The organism is Thioalkalivibrio sp. ALE21, assembly GCF_003208255.1.
In the GTDB taxonomy this organism is placed as follows: Bacteria; Pseudomonadota; Gammaproteobacteria; order Ectothiorhodospirales; family Ectothiorhodospiraceae; genus Thioalkalivibrio; species Thioalkalivibrio halophilus.
Map to the genome: position 1 here is coordinate 87,586 of NZ_QKMA01000006.1, position 14,957 is coordinate 102,542.

The window sequence follows — 14,957 nt, forward strand, 5'->3', positions numbered from 1 at the left end:
CCATCAACGTTCCCGGAAGAGGAGCATCGCCATGGGCGCAGCCATCTCCATCGACTACATCACGCATCACTATCCGAAACAGACGGACCCGACGCTCCAGGACATCGAGCTGACCGTCAGCCCCGGCGAGACCATCGCCCTGATCGGGCAGAGCGGCTGCGGGAAATCCACCCTGCTGCACATGCTCGCGGGCCTGCTGATCCCCAGCGAGGGCGCGGTACGCATCAACGGCCACCAGGTCATCAAGCCCAGCCCGCGCTGGAACATGATGTTCCAGAAGCCCTCGCTCTACCCGTGGATGACCGTGCGCCGCAACGCCTCCCTCGGCCTGATCTTCCAGGGCCGTCAGGAAGGCATGAACAAGCGCGTCGACGCCCTGCTGGAGACGGTGGGCCTGGCCGAAAAGGCCGAGGTCAACGTGCAGTCGCTGTCCGGTGGCCAGCAGCAGCGCGTGGCCCTGGCGCGCAGCCTGGCCACCGACCCGGAACTCCTGCTGCTGGACGAGCCGTTTTCCGCCCTGGATGCGTTCACCAAGACCGAACTGCAGGACGAGGTCGTGCGGCTCTCGCGGGATCGCGGCATCACCGTGGTGTTCGTCACCCATGACATCGAAGAGGCCGTCGCCATGGCCGATCGCGTGGTCGTGATGGGTTCCAACCCGGGCACGCTGCAACACCAGCTCAAGGTGGACCTGCCGCATCCGCGCGACCGCACCAGCCCCGGATTCACCGAACTGAAGGCCGAGCTGATGGAGTTCTTTGGCGCGACGCGTCATCCGGCCTCGCGCCCCGACCCGACCGATGACACGTCGTCATCCGCCGAAGCCCCCGAAGCCGACGATCCCGCCGCATCCGGATCCGCCCCCGCCCGTCGCGCGATTCGCGCGGCCTGAACCGTCCCTAGCCCGTCACCCGAGAGGAACATCACCATGTGCAACTGTGACAACCACCACCACATCGACGCGGAACTCGACCGCATCCTTGGCGGCAGCCTGTCCCGCCGTACCTTCCTGCGCTCGGCGGCGGCCGGCTCGCTGGTCGCCGGCGCCGGCCTGACCGCCCCGGGCTCGCTGCTCGCCCAGCAACCCGACCTGGGTGGCGTCGACCCCGAAGTGGACGACTTCGACGGCGTCGTCCGCATCGGCTACATCCCCATCACCGACGCCGCGGCCCTGCTGGTCGCGCATTCCGAGGGCTATTTCGAGGACGAGGGCCTGGAGGTGGCCGAACCGCAGCTGATCCGCGGCTGGTCGCCGCTGATCGAATCCTTCGCGGCGAACCGCTTCAACCTGGTCCACCTGCTCAAGCCGATCCCGCTGTGGATGCGTTACCAGAACGACTTCCCGGCCAAGATCATGTCCTGGGCCCACACCAACGGTTCGGCGGTGGTCACCGGCCGCCACGTGGAGGTCAACGACTTCTCCGACATGGGTGGCATGAGCGTGGCCGTGCCCTACTGGTACTCCATGCACAACGTCGTCATGCAGATGGCCCTGCGCGACGCCGGCCTGAAGCCGGTGATCAAGGATCAGGGCGACGATCTGGCCCCGGACGAGGTCAACCTGATGCTGATGCCGCCGCCGGACATGCCGCCGGCCCTGGCCGCGCGCTCGATCGACGCCTTCATCGTCGCCGAGCCCTTCAACGCCGCCGGCGAGATGCTGGCCCACGGCAATCTGCTGCGCTTCACCGGCGACATCTGGAAGAACCACCCCTGCTGCGTGGTGTGCATGAACGAGACGCTCACCGACCGCCAGCCGGAATGGACGCAGAAGACCATGAACGCCGTGGTCCGCGCCCAGGGGCATATTCAGGACAACAAGAAGGAGGTCGCCCACCTGCTGTCGCGTGACGGCAAGGGCTATCTGCCGATGCCGTCCGGGGTGGTGGAACGCGCGATGACCAACTACGCCGACGACAGCACCTACATCGACTCCGGCGCGATCCGCCACGCCGACTGGGGCAACGGCCGCATCGACTTCTCCCCGTGGCCCTACCCGTCGGCGACGAAGATGCTGGTCGGGGCGATGAACGAGACCCTGGTCGGCGGCGACACCACCTTCCTGCAGGGCCTGGACCCGCAGGAAGTGGCCGATGACCTGGTCAACTACGAGTTCGTCGAGAAGGCCATGGAGAAATACACCGCCTGGCACAACGCACCCGGCGTGGACATGGATTCGCCGTTTGCCCGCGAGGAGATCGTACAGCTATGAACCGTGACGCGACATTCGACCTGCCGGCCACCCCCGGGGAGTGGGGGTGGGCCTCGCTGCGCACCGCGAACCACCTGCGCCGGCGGCTGCAGTACCCGCTGCTCGGCATCGCCGGGCTGCTGGCCCTGTGGTGGTGGGGTGGCTGGCTGATCGCCAACAACCCCGACACCATGGCCTTCGCCAGCTTCGCCCCCGGGCCCACGCTGACCGCCTTCTGGGACATCGTGAGTTCCGGGCAGGTGTGGTCGCCGATCGAATCCAGCCTGCACCGGGTCGGCTTCGGCCTGCTCTACGCGATCCTGATCGGGGTCCCGCTGGGGGTGATGATCGGCTATTTCAACGTGCTGCGCGAAACCACCCACGTGCCGTTCCAGTTCCTGCGCATGATCTCGCCCCTGGCGTGGATGCCGATCGCGGTGCTGGCCTTCGCCACCTGGGATGCGGCGATCATCTTCCTGATCGCCATCGCCGCGGTCTGGCCGATCACCTACGCCACCGCACACGGGGTGCAGCGCATCGATCCGATGTGGCTGAAGGTCGGCTCCAACCTGGGCGCCAACCCCTACCACACGCTGCGCTACATCGTGATGCCCGCGATCGCCCAGGACGTGTTCGCCGGCATCCGCCTGGCCGTCGGCGTGGCCTGGATCGTACTGGTGCCGGCGGAATACCTGGGCGTGACCTCGGGACTCGGCTACGCCATCAACGATGCCCGCGACACGCTCGAGTACGACAAGCTGGCGGCCTTCGTACTGGTGATCGGCCTGATCGGCTATATGCTGGACGCCATCTGCGTGCGGCTGATCCGGCGCAGCAGCTACCACGCCGAAAGCTGAACCACCCCCTTCCTCCCTGCTCCCTCCATCTGCCCGGCCGTTCGCGGCCGGGCCTTTTTCCCTTTCCACCTGCACCGCCGAAGCACGGATATCGCAGGATTGCACCATTCGCGTGCATTACGGGGCCCCACCGCCGGACCAACCGGGCGCTGCATGGCGCCGTGCCCGGCTCCCTGACACTGGCAGGGTTTCTGCATGTCCACCGGGCATGAACGACACCGCCACCGAAGACCGCACCGACCAGGCGACCCGCGAGCAGGAGATCACCCTGCTGCTGGAGGTCGCCCGGCTGATGGGCCGCTCGCGCGACCCCGACGCCGCCATCTACCGCATCCTCGGCATGATGTCCCAGCTGCTGGGCCTCAACCGCGGCCGGGTCCTGCTGCCCGACCCGGACAGCGGACAGCTGAAGATCCGGCATGCCTACGGCCTGACCGACGCCGAACGCGAGCGCGGCAGCTACTCGCTGGGCGAGGGCGTGACCGGCCGGGTGATGAAGACCGGACAGATCGCGCTGATCCAGGACATCGACAACGAGCCGGAATATCTCGCCCGGGCGGTCGACCGCTCGACCCTGCCGCAGGAGACCGTGGCATATATCGGGGTCCCCATCGTGCAGGACGAACAGCCGATCGGCGTACTCGGGGTCCACCGGCTGCGCCGCCGCTCGCGCCAGTTCCAGGACGATCTCAACGTGCTGCGCGTTGTCGCCTCCATGATCGGCCAGGTCCTGCGCATCAACCAGCTGATCGCCGAACGCACGGCCGAACTGGTCTCGGAAAACCGCTACCTCAAGAGCGCCCTCGACACCCAGGGGGCGAAATACGGAATCCTCGGCGAGAGCCCCGCCCTGCGCAGCGTCCTCAAGCAGGTCCACCGCATCGCCGACACCCAGGCCACGGTGCTGATCACCGGCGACTCCGGGACCGGCAAGGAAAAGATCGCGCGCATGATCCACCGGATCAGCCAGCGCAACACGCGACCGTTCATCTCCCTGAACTGTGCCGCGATCCCCGCCGACCTGCTGGAATCGGAACTGTTCGGCCACGAGAAAGGCGCCTTCACGGGGGCCTCCAGCGCCAAGACCGGCAAGATCGCCCTGGCCGACGGCGGCACCCTGTTCCTCGACGAGATCGGCGACATGCCGGAGGCGCTTCAGTCCAAGATCCTGCGCGTGCTGCAGGAACGGGTCGTGCAGCCCATCGGGGGATCGCGCGACATCCCGGTGGACGTGCGCGTGGTCGCCGCCACCCACAAGGACCTGCAGAAAGCGGTCAATGCCGGGGAATTCCGGCTCGATCTGTTCTACCGCCTCAACGTGATCCCGCTGCACATGCCCGCGCTGCGCGATCGCGCCAGCGACATTCGCCTGCTCTCACGGCACTTTCTCGACCGTTACACCCACGTCCATGGCTGGAACGTGGTCCTGGACGACGGGGTTATGGAGCGTCTGGAGACCTTCGACTGGCCGGGCAACATCCGCCAGCTGGAGAACGTGCTGGAACGCGCGGTGCTGCTCTCCAGCGAGGGCCGCATCGGCACCGGCCTGATCGACGAGATCCTGCACGAGGAATCGCGCATCAGCCCCGGACTGCACGCCACCGGCCCTGCCGGTTCCCCGCAACCCGACACCGCACCATCACCGGACACCCCGGCCTTTCCCGGCACGCACGGCAACGAGGCGCACTCCGACGGGGCGGCCGGCCCCGGCATCGTCCGCCCCTACCGCCGCGTGCACGCCTCCGAGGCCGACCAGCTGCGGGACGCCATCGAACGCAGCGGCGGCAACAAGACCCGTGCCGCCATGGACCTGGGCCTCACCCCGCGCCAGCTGCGCTACCGCCTGAAGAAACTGGGACTGGCCTGAGACCCCGGTGCGGACATTGTCGACACTTTGTCCGCACCGGGAGCGGACAAAGTGTCCGCCTCACCCGACCCGTGCTCCCGTACGGCCGTCCCGGAGCGGATCCGGTGAACGGCGTCCAGCTGGCACGGGATCTGCAGAGCATTGGGTGGCAACACTGATCCGACACCAACCGGGAGGCCACCATGACCCTCAGCAAGACCGAAATGACCGCCACCATCCTCGAAGCCAAGGAGAGCCGGTCCGCGACCTGGGCCGGCATCGCCGAGGCCACCGGCCTGCACGAGGTCTACGTGACCTCGGCCTGCTACGGCATGAATCACCTCGACGCCGAGGCGGCCGACCGGCTCACCGCGTTTCTCGACCTGGGCCCCGACGTGTCGAAGGCCCTGCAGGCGTTCCCGCACAAGCACTGGGACAAGACCATCCCGACCGACCCGGTGATCTACCGCTTCTACGAGGCAATCAACGTGTACGGTGACACCATGAAGGCGCTGATCCACGAAAAGTTCGGCGACGGCATCATGAGCGCCATCGACTTCACCATGGACATCGACAAGGTCGAGGACCCGAAGGGGGATCGGGTGAAGATCACCTGGAACGGCAAGTTCCTGCCCTACAAGAGCTGGTGAACACCGGCCACTCGCCCCCTTGCCCGCCCGTGGCCGTGGCCCGGGCGGGGCTCTGCCAGCCTTTCCTCCCTGCCCTCCCTGCATTTCCCTGCCCCTCGCGGGCACGAAAGGTTCCCGAATCAAACCGTTGTCTGCACGTACGAGCATCCACTGCCCGGTTCGTAGTAGGCTGACCGGCATGAAATGGCTGCCCCGCACCCTCGTCCTGGCCGTGATGCTGCTCCCGTCCCTCCCGGGCGCGGTCGCCGGCGCTCCGGATGGGGCCACGACGGTGGACATCGGTGTTCTCGCGGTGCGCGAGGCAAGCGCAGCCGAGGCCCGCTGGCAACCGACAGCGGACTACCTGACCGAGGCCGTGGGTGAAGATTTCGGCGTCCGCTTCCGCATGCGGGCGATGAACTACCCCGAACTGGAAGACGCGGTGGCGGGGGAAGAGATCGATTTCGTTCTCACCAATACCGGACACTACGTCCAGCTGGAATACGCCCACGGCATCAGCCGCCTGACCACACTGATCGCGTCACACGAAGGCGAACCGGTCCGGCTGTTCGGCGGTGTCATATTCACGCGCGCCGACCGCGACGACATCACTGCGCTGGAACACATCGCCGGCCAGCACCTGTTTGCGGTGCAGGAAGGTTCGCTGGGTGGGTGGCATGCCGGGCACGAGGCCCTGCTGGATGCCGGCGTGGATCCGCGCGAGGAACTCGCCGAGCTGACTTTCACCGACATGCCGCATGACCGCGTGGTCGAGGCCGTGCTCGACGGCCGCGCGGACGCCGGCACGGTCCGCACCGGCGTGCTCGACCGCATGGCCGGGGCCGGGGCGTTCGAACCCGGCGAACTGCGGGTGCTGGAACCGCGCGACACCCCCGGCTTTCCGTTCGAGCACACCACCCGCCTGTTCCCGGAATGGCCGTTCTCGCGCATGGAACATGCCGACGAAGCCCTGGCCAACGCGGTGACCGTGGCCCTGCTGGAGATGCCGGAGGGTCACCCGGCAAGTGGGGCCGGCGAATATTTCGGCTGGGCCGCGCCGCTGTCCTACGCCCCGATACATGACCTGCTGGAACGCCTGGGCGCCCCGCCCTACGAACGCAACCCGGCCCTGGACCCGCTGCTCTACTGGCGCGAGAACCCGGCGGTCACCATCGCCTTGCTGCTGGGGCTGCTGGCGCTGATGGCCGCGGCCACCATGCGCTACCACCGGATCAACCGCGACCTCGGGCGCGAGGTGCAGCAGCGCCGCGAGGCCGAGACCCGCCTGCGCCGGCACGAGGCCGAGCTGGCGCATCGCGCCAGCCACGACCCGCTGACCGACCTGCCCAACCGGGTGCTGCTGACCCAGCGCATGCGTTCGGCGATCAACACCAGTGCCGAAGATGGCGGGCGGGTCGCGATCCTGTTCCTGGACCTCGACCGTTTCAAGACCATCAACGACAGCCTCGGCCACCAGGTCGGCGACGAACTCCTGAAGATCCTCGCCGACCGGCTCAAGGACCGGGTACGGGCCAACACCATCGCCCGCCTGGGCGGCGACGAGTTCATCGTCCTGCTGGACGATGTCGAATCGCTGGAGGCCCTCGAGGAGCGGGCCCGGGAGATCCTGGCGGTGATCGCCGAGCCCTTCGCGGTGGGCGGGTGGCGCTCGCTGCAGGTCGGAGGCTCGCTGGGGATCACTCTGTTCCCCGATAACGGCGGGTCGCCCGAGGCCCTGATCACCCAGGCGGACGCGGCCATGTACCGCGCCAAGGCCCAGGGCCGCAACACCTACAGCTTCTACAGCGAGGACCTCACCGCCGCCGCCAGCGAGCGCCTGGAGACCGAAAATCATCTGCGCGAGGCCCTGAAGAACGGCCATCTCGAGGTGTTCTACCAGCCGCAGATCGACCTGCGCGAACGCCGCGTGTCCGGGGTCGAGGCGCTGGTACGCTGGCGCGACCCGGACAAGGGGCTGATCTCGCCCGGACGCTTCATCCCGGTGGCCGAGGAAACCGGCCTGATCAGCCCGCTGGGCGAGTTCGTCCTGCGCGAGGCCTGCCGCCAGGTGGTGGAATGGGACCGGCAGGGCCTGCCGGAGCTGTCACTGGCGGTGAACCTCTCGGCCCACCAGATGAACGACCCCGCACTGGTCGCGCGCGTGCGCGAGGTGCTGGATTCCACCGGGATGGACCCCGGGCGTCTGGTGCTGGAGATGACCGAAACCACCCTGATCCAGGCCGAGGGCTCGCGCGAGGTCCTGCTGCAGCTGAAGGGCCTGGGCGTGGCGCTGGCCATCGACGACTTCGGCACCGGGTACTCCTCGCTGGCCTACCTCAAGCGCTTCAACATCGACTGGCTCAAGATCGACCGGGCCTTCGTCCAGGATCTGCCGCACGACCCCAACGATGCCGAACTGACCGTAACCATCATCAACATGGCCCACAACCTGGGGCTGGAAGTGCTGGCGGAAGGGGTCGAGACCGAAGACCAGCACAGCTTCCTCCAGACCCGCTACTGCGATGCCTGGCAGGGCTTTCTGTGCAGCCCGCCGGTCCCGGCGAACGAGCTGCCGCAGCTGCTGGAAGACTGCGAGGGCGGGGTGGCCGCCGCCGGCGTCCCGCGCTGAGGAAAACGCCGAGGGACTCGCCGAAACCCGGGTCGGCGCCGGTCAGCGGGCAAAATCCGCCAGATGCACCGGCTGGCGACGCGGCCCCCAGTCCCCCGGCCGCGCCTCGAACACCCCGGCGACGGCCGCCCCGCAGGCATTGCAGCAGCCATCGGCGGTGAGGTTCCAGTCCGACAGCCGGTACCAGTCGCGCCCGATCAGCCGTTGCCCGCAGGAAGGACACCAGGTGCTCTGCCCGTCGCGGTCGTGCACGTTCCCCGTATACACGTGATGCAGCCCCCGCTCGCGGGCGATGTTGCGCGCCCGTTGCAGGGTCTCCGGCGGCGTGCGCGGATGGTCGGTCATGCGGAAATCGGGGTGGAAGGCGGTGAAGTGCATGGGCACTTCCGGACCCAGATGCCGGTACACCCAGTCGGCCATCGCCACGATCTCGGGATCGCTGTCGTTCTCTCCGGGGATCAGCAGGGTGGTGATCTCGGTCCACACGTCGGTCTCGTGTACCAGCCATTCCAGGGTATCCAGCACCGGCTGCAGATGCGCGCCGGTCAGGCGGTGGTAGAAGCGCTCGGTAAATGCCTTGAGATCCACGTTGGCCGCATCCATCGCGGAGAAGAACTCGCCGCGCGCGGCCTCGGTGATGTAGCCCGCGGTGACCGCCACCGTGCGGATCCCGCGCGCACGACAGGCCGCCGCCACGTCGATCGCGTATTCGTGGAAGATCACCGGATCGTTGTAGGTGAACGCCACCGAGCGGCATTCCAGCTCCTCGGCCGCCCGCGCGATGGTCTCCGGATCCGCCCGGTCGGCCAGGGTATCGACCTCGCGCGACTTGCTGATGTCCCAGTTCTGGCAGAACTTGCAGGCCAGGTTGCAGCCGGCGGTACCGAACGACAGCACCGGCGTCCCGGGCAGGAAATGGTTCAGCGGCTTCTTCTCGATCGGATCCACGCAATAACCGGAAGAGCGGCCGTAGCTGGTCAGCACGACCTCGTCGTCCAGCCGGGCGCGCACGAAACAGGCGCCGCGCTGCCCCTCCTTCAGCTTGCAGAAACGCGGGCACAGGTCGCACTGCACACGGCCGTCGTCAAGGGCGTGCCAATAGCGGGTGGACACCGTGAAGGCGTCATGCTGCGGGGTATCGGTGGTACGGCTCATACCCTTGAATGTGGTCCCCGAGGTCCCACAATTCAAGGCATGAGTCCCGATTTTGTGGAGCCCGAAATGTCCGCCACCACCGCCATCCGCGAACCCGCCGTCGCCGGGCGCTTCTACCCCGCCGAGGCCGCCGCGCTGCGGCAGATGGTGGAGCGCTTTCTCGCCGAGGTGTCGCCGCCGGAGGCGGATGCCCCGGCGCCCCGGGCGATCGTCGCCCCGCATGCCGGTTTCCCGTTCTCCGGGCCGGTCGCGGCGGCAGCCTACGCCCGAGTGCGTCCGCTGGCCGGCCGCATCCGGCGCGTGGTCCTGCTCGGGCCCTCGCACCGCGTGCCGTTTCGCGGGATCGCCACCACCGACAGCGCGTACTACCGCAGCCCGCTGGGCGACATCCCCGTGGACCGCGAGGCCGTGAATGCCCTCGCCGGGCTGCCCGGCGTGCAGTCCCTGGACGCCGCCCACGGCCCGGAACACAGCCTGGAGGCGCAGCTGCCGTTCCTGCAGGTGGCCCTCGAGGACTTCCGCCTGATCCCGCTGGTCGTCGGCGATGCGTCCCCGGACCAGGTCGAGGCGGTGCTCGACCGGCTGTGGGACGACCCCGGCACGCTGGTGGTGGTGAGTTCGGACCTGTCGCATTTCCACGACGAGGCGACCGCGCAGCGCCTGGACGCGGCCACCCAGCAGGTCATCGAGCGCATGGATGACACCGCGCTGGGGCCGGAAGACGCCTGCGGCTGCCGCCCGCTGGCCGGGCTGCTGCGGGCCGCGCGACGCCGCGGACTGGGCATCACCACCCTGGACCGGCGCACCTCGGCGGATACCGCCGGACCGCGCGACCAGGTGGTGGGTTACGGCGCCTGGGCCCTGCAATGACGGTCCCGTTCGAACCCGATACTCCGGCGCGTGAACGGCTGACCGGACTGGCCCGCGACGCCATCCGCCACGCCGCCGGTGACGGCCCCGCGCCCGAGCTCCTCGCGGAGGCGGAACCCGCGCCCCTGAATGCCCCCGGGGCGAGCTTCGTGACCCTCAAGTGCGGGGGTGAGCTGCGTGGCTGCATCGGCTCGCTGGAAGCGCGCCGTCCGCTGGCGGAAGACGTGCTGCACAACGCGGTCGCCGCGGCCACCCGCGACCCGCGCTTCCCGCCACTAACCGCGCCCGAACTGGCAGGACTGGAGTACTCGGTGACCCTGCTGGGGCCGTCCGAGCCACTGGAGGCCACCAGTCGCCACACCCTGCTGGACCGGCTGCGCCCGCGCGAGGACGGGCTGATCCTGCAGGCGGGGCCGCGGCGCGCCACCTTCCTCCCGGCGGTCTGGGAATCCCTGCCCGATCCGGAGGCCTTCGTCGACGCCCTGCTGCGCAAGGCCGGCCTGCCGCGCCATCCGTGGCCCGAGGGCCTGCGGGCCTGGCGCTACGGCTCGCTGGAGTTCCCCGGACGCATGGATACGCGCAATGACTCATAGCGCCCGCGCATGCGATCCAGCAGCACCAGCATCGCCGGGGTGAACAGCAGGGTCAGCGGGGTCGCGAACAGCAGCCCGCCGGCGATCGCCGTTGCCAGCTGGATCCAGAAGCCCGTCACCGGGGCGCCGATGTAGAAATCCCGGCCGGCGAAATCCACGGTCCAGGCCAGCACCATCGGCAGCAGGCCAAGGATGGTGGTGATCGCGGTCAAAAGTACCGGCCGCATGCGCTGCGCCGCCGCCCGCAGCGCCGCCTCGTGCGCCGTCAGGCCGCGCCCGCGCTGCTCGTTGTAGTTGTCGATCAGCACAATGTTGTTGTTGACCACGATCCCCGCCAGCGCCAGCACGCCGATCCCGCTCATCACGATGCCGAACGGCTCGCCGCGCGCCAGCAGCGCCAGCAGCACTCCGGCGGTGGAGAACACGATGGCGGACATCACCAGCAGCGCCTGGGAGAACCGATTGAACTGGGTGACCATCATCGCCAGCATCAGGAACAGCGACATCGCGAAGGCCCCCAGCAGGAAGCGCGCCGCCTCCTCCTGCTCCTCGGCCTCGCCGCGGAACCGGATCTCCACCGCGTCATCCAGCTCGAGGGTGTCCAGCCGTGCCTGCAGCGCCCGCACCCGTTCGTCCACCAGGTACCCGGGCGCGGCATCCGCCTCGATGGTGTAGGCGCGCTGGCCGTCGAGGCGCTTGATCAGCCCGGTGGCCGGGACCGGCACCAGCTCGGCGAAATTCGCCAGCGGCACCAGCCCGCCCGGCGCCGGCAGGTTGAGATTGGCCAGCTGCTGCAGGTGGCGCTGCTCGGCCGGCAGCCGCAGGCGGATGTCCACCTCCTCGTCGGTGAAATCGGGGCGCCAGCTCCCCAGCAGGATGCCGTCGGTCAGCAGCTGCACGCCGTCGCCCAGCAGTGGCACGTCCACACCAAAACGCGCCGCCTGCTCGCGGTCGAAGCGCACCTCCAGCTCCACCCCGGGCAGCGGCAGGTCGTCGCCGATGTCCTCGAAGCCCCCCAGTTCGTCCATCTGCGCGCGGATCTCGCGGATCACCGGCGGGATGCGCCCGGGCTGCTCGCCGGAGGCGACGATGCGGATCGGCCGGCCCTCGCCCGGGCCGTGTTCCTGCGCCCGGAACTGCAGCCGCAGTCCGGGCAGATCCGCGGTGCGCTCGCGCAATTCGGCGATGACCGCCTCCGCCGGCGGGCGGGTGCGCCAGTGGGTCAGTTCCAGCTGGATGACCCCGACCACGTCCTGCGGATAATCGCCCTGCAGGCGCGCGAGCTGGGTCCCGAGGGTGCGGGCATAGGCGTGTTTCACCTCGGGCGACGCCATCAGGCGGCCCTCCACCTGGCGCACCAGCGCGTCCGCCTCGCGCACCGAGAGATCGCCGCGGGCCTGCACCTGGACCTGCACGTTCTCCGGCTCGATCGACGGGAAGAACTCCACCCCGCGACCGAAACTCGCATAGGCGGCGTACGCGAGGACCAGCAACCCGACCGTGGCCCCCAGGGTCAGCCCCGGCCGGTCCACCAGCGGCCGCAGGATGCGGATGTAGCGGGCGGTGATGCCGTGCAGTTCGGCGAAGCGACCCTCCTCCGCCGCGCGCACGAAACGCGTCTGTTCCGCGTTGATCGGCCGCGACGGGCCGATCACCGAACCCAGCACCGGGATGAACACCAGCGCCATTGCCAGAGAGGCGATCAGGGTCACGATCACCGTCGCCGGCAGATAAACGATGAACTCGCCCACCATCCCCGGCCAGAACAGCATCGGCGCGAACACCGCCAGAGTGGTCGCGATGGCGGCCGTGATCGGCCAGGCCATGCGCTGGGCCGCGGCGCGGAAGGCCTCGACCCGCCCGCGCCCCTCGGCGATATAGCGGTCCGCCAGTTCCACGACCACCACCGCGCCGTCCACCAGCATCCCCACCACCAGGATCAGCGCGAACAGCACGACGATGTTGAGCGTGAAGCCCAGCAGATGAATGGCCAGAATCCCGCCGAGGAACGCGCCGGGGATCGCCAGCCCCACCAGCAGCGCGGCGCGCCCGCCCATCATCACCAGGATCACCAGGGCCACGATCAGCACCGCGGTGATCACGTTGTTCTCCAGGTCACCCAGCAGATCGGCGACATCCTTCGCCTGATCCTGGGTATACGTCACTTCCAGCGAGTCGGGCCATTCGGCGCGCGAGGCCTCGATGGTCGCGCGCGCGGCCGACACCACTTCGAGGATATTGGCGTCCGTCTGCTTGCGGATCTCCAGCGACACCGACGGCTGCCCGTCGATGCGGGTAAAGCCCTCCGGATCGCGATAACTGCGGCGCACCTCGGCCACGTCGCGCACGCGCACCACGGTGTCGTTCTCCACCCGTACCGCGGTGTCCAGCACGTCATCGATGTCGTCGATGGTGCCCGGCACCCGCAACGGGATGCGTCCCACCCCGGTGTCCACCGCGCCGGCGGCCACCAGCCGGTTATTGCGTTCGATCGCGCGACTCAGATCGCCGAAGGACAGCTCGTAGGTCTCCAGCACCAGCGGATCGACCAGCACCTCCATCTGCTCCTCGCGGTCGCCGCCGATGTCGGCCTCCAGCACCCCGGGCAGCGCCTCCACGCGGTCGCGCAGCTCGCGTGCCAGGCGCACCAGCGTGCGCTCCTCCAGCGGCCCCGAGAGATTCACCGTCACCACCGGAAACAGCGACAGGTCCACCTCGGACACCGACGGCTCCTCGGCCCCGTCCGGCAGCTCCGGACGAACCAGATCGACCTCCTCGCGCAGATCCGACAGAGCCTGGCGGTTGTCCCAGCCGGGTTCGAAATCGATTCGCAGCAGAGCGAAACCCTCGCCGGCCCAGGACTGCATCTCGTCCACCCCCGGAAGCCCCTGCAGCTCCCGCTCCAGCGGCTGCACCATCAGGCGTTCGGCATCCTCCGGCGAGATCCCCGGGTAGGGCACGGAAACGAAGAAGATCGGGATGTCGATCTCGGGAGCGGCCTCCTTCGGCGCCACCACCCAGGCCATGGACCCGGTGACCAGGATCAGCAGCAGGAACAGCAGGACCGTCCGGGCATGCGTCACCGCCCAGGCGATCAGCGCATTCACCGCTCGGTCTCCCCGGCCGCCTGCGGACGCACCCGCTCGCCCTCGGTCACGAAGCCCTGCCCCACAGTGATGACCCGGACCTCGTCCGGCAGACCGGTCACCCACACGCCCTCGGCCGCAGTCCGCACGACTTCCACCGGGTGGAAGACCACCCGATCGGCGTCGTCGACGGTCTTCACCCCGACGCGGCCGTCATCGCCCAGGGACATGACCGCCGGCGACACGCGATGGGCCCGGACGATGTCGGTGGGGATCTCCACACCGGCGCTGAGGCCCGACGGCAGCGCACCATCGGGATTGGGGACCTCGACCTCGAGACGGAAGGTGCGGGAGCCCGGCTCGGCCACGCGCGCGACGAAGCGCACCTCGCCTTCCGCGGTGCGCCCGTCGAGGAAGCGGATGCGCGCCGTCTGCCCGCGTTCGACCCGCCCGATCTGGTGCTGCGGCACCTGCACCACCGCCCGCAGCGGGTCATTGTCGATGATCTCGGCCACCGGATCGCCGCGGCCGACAAAGTCCCCGACTTCCGCCAGCCGCTGATGGACGATGCCCGCCAGCGGCGCGCGGATGCGGGTGTTGCGCAGATCCAGCTCGACCGCCTCGCGCGCGGCCCGCGCCGCCTCCAGTTCGGCCTCGCGCGCCTCCAGCTCGGTGCGCGAGGCATGCCCCTGCTGATGCAGCCGCCGGGTCGCCTCGAAATCACTCTCGGCGCCGCGCTCGCGCGCGATGGCCTGGCGACGCTGGGCCTCGCGGTCGTCGATGCGCAGGCGGGCCAGCAGATCCTCCGCCACCACGTCAGCACCGCGTGTCACCGCCCATTCGGCCACCTGCCCCTCGGTCTCGGCGCGCACGTGAACCCGCTGGTCGGGTTCCACCTGTCCTTGCAGGACCAGGATGCGCTCCACCGATTCGGCCGCCCGGCTTTCCACCGCCACCGCCATCGGCTGTGCCGCCCGCGGCTCCGGCTCCGCGGGCGGCTCGCGGGTCAGCACTCCCGAAGCGATCCAGGCCACCGTCAGGAGCACGATGCTCCCGGCCGCGATCCACCGTCCGTATCCCGCCATCATGGGTCGCCTCTCG

At 69.0% G+C, this 14,957-nt stretch carries 11 protein-coding genes; 8 read left to right on the top strand and 3 right to left on the bottom strand.

All coding sequences use genetic code 11. The annotated features are described in order from the left end of the window. The first annotated feature begins 31 nt into the window (after window positions 1-31). From D893_RS07250 to D893_RS07275, 6 genes are all read left to right on the top strand, one after another. Window positions 32-892 carry an ABC transporter ATP-binding protein gene (locus D893_RS07250; protein ID WP_018947659.1) on the top strand — a complete coding sequence of 287 codons (861 nt, stop codon included), beginning with the start codon at window positions 32-34 and terminating at the stop codon, window positions 890-892. A gap of 36 nt (window positions 893-928) precedes the next feature. Beyond that, a complete protein-coding gene (locus D893_RS07255; RefSeq protein ID WP_018947658.1) occupies window positions 929-2,212 on the top strand; it encodes an ABC transporter substrate-binding protein in 1,284 nt (427 codons plus the stop codon). Continuing rightward, window positions 2,209-3,048, top strand: a complete 840-nt coding sequence (locus tag D893_RS07260) for an ABC transporter permease (protein WP_110619448.1) — start codon at window positions 2,209-2,211, stop codon at window positions 3,046-3,048. Before D893_RS07255 ends, D893_RS07260 begins: the two co-directional genes overlap by 4 nt. A gap of 208 nt (window positions 3,049-3,256) precedes the next feature. Beyond that, complete coding sequence (locus D893_RS07265; RefSeq protein WP_110619449.1) at window positions 3,257-4,915, top strand: sigma 54-interacting transcriptional regulator; 1,659 nt, start codon at window positions 3,257-3,259, stop codon at window positions 4,913-4,915. Window positions 4,916-5,097: 182 nt separating this feature from the next. Further along, the gene (cynS, locus tag D893_RS07270; RefSeq protein ID WP_018947655.1) at window positions 5,098-5,544 is read left to right on the top strand and encodes a cyanase; all 447 of its coding nucleotides are present in this window, start codon (window positions 5,098-5,100) and stop codon (window positions 5,542-5,544) included. Between the two features lie 178 nt (window positions 5,545-5,722). Next, window positions 5,723-8,152 (top strand): EAL domain-containing protein, encoded by a 2,430-nt coding sequence (locus D893_RS07275; protein WP_110619450.1) that lies wholly within the window; start codon window positions 5,723-5,725, stop codon window positions 8,150-8,152. Window positions 8,153-8,194: 42 nt separating this feature from the next. Here the strand turns inward: D893_RS07275 and amrS are convergent, their stop codons facing one another. Continuing rightward, window positions 8,195-9,307, bottom strand: coding sequence for an AmmeMemoRadiSam system radical SAM enzyme (amrS, locus tag D893_RS07280; RefSeq protein WP_018947653.1), 1,113 nt, complete (start codon window positions 9,305-9,307; stop codon window positions 8,195-8,197). A 66-nt stretch (window positions 9,308-9,373) separates the two neighbouring features. On the opposite strand from amrS, the gene amrB reads away from it, so the two are divergent. Both amrB and amrA read left to right on the top strand, forming a co-directional pair. Continuing rightward, window positions 9,374-10,177, top strand: coding sequence for an AmmeMemoRadiSam system protein B (gene amrB / locus D893_RS07285; protein ID WP_110619478.1), 804 nt, complete (start codon window positions 9,374-9,376; stop codon window positions 10,175-10,177). Then, entirely contained in the window at window positions 10,174-10,770 is a 597-nt protein-coding gene (gene amrA / locus D893_RS07290; RefSeq protein ID WP_077244632.1) for an AmmeMemoRadiSam system protein A, read from the top strand. Before amrB ends, amrA begins: the two co-directional genes overlap by 4 nt. Here amrA and D893_RS07295 read toward each other — a convergent pair. Continuing rightward, complete coding sequence (locus D893_RS07295; RefSeq protein ID WP_077244631.1) at window positions 10,719-13,877, bottom strand: efflux RND transporter permease subunit; 3,159 nt, start codon at window positions 13,875-13,877, stop codon at window positions 10,719-10,721. The genes amrA and D893_RS07295 overlap by 52 nt on opposite strands. Beyond that, window positions 13,874-14,941 carry an efflux RND transporter periplasmic adaptor subunit gene (locus D893_RS07300; protein WP_077244642.1) on the bottom strand — a complete coding sequence of 356 codons (1,068 nt, stop codon included), beginning with the start codon at window positions 14,939-14,941 and terminating at the stop codon, window positions 13,874-13,876. Before D893_RS07300 ends, D893_RS07295 begins: the two co-directional genes overlap by 4 nt. Between the last annotated feature and the right edge of the window lie 16 nt (window positions 14,942-14,957).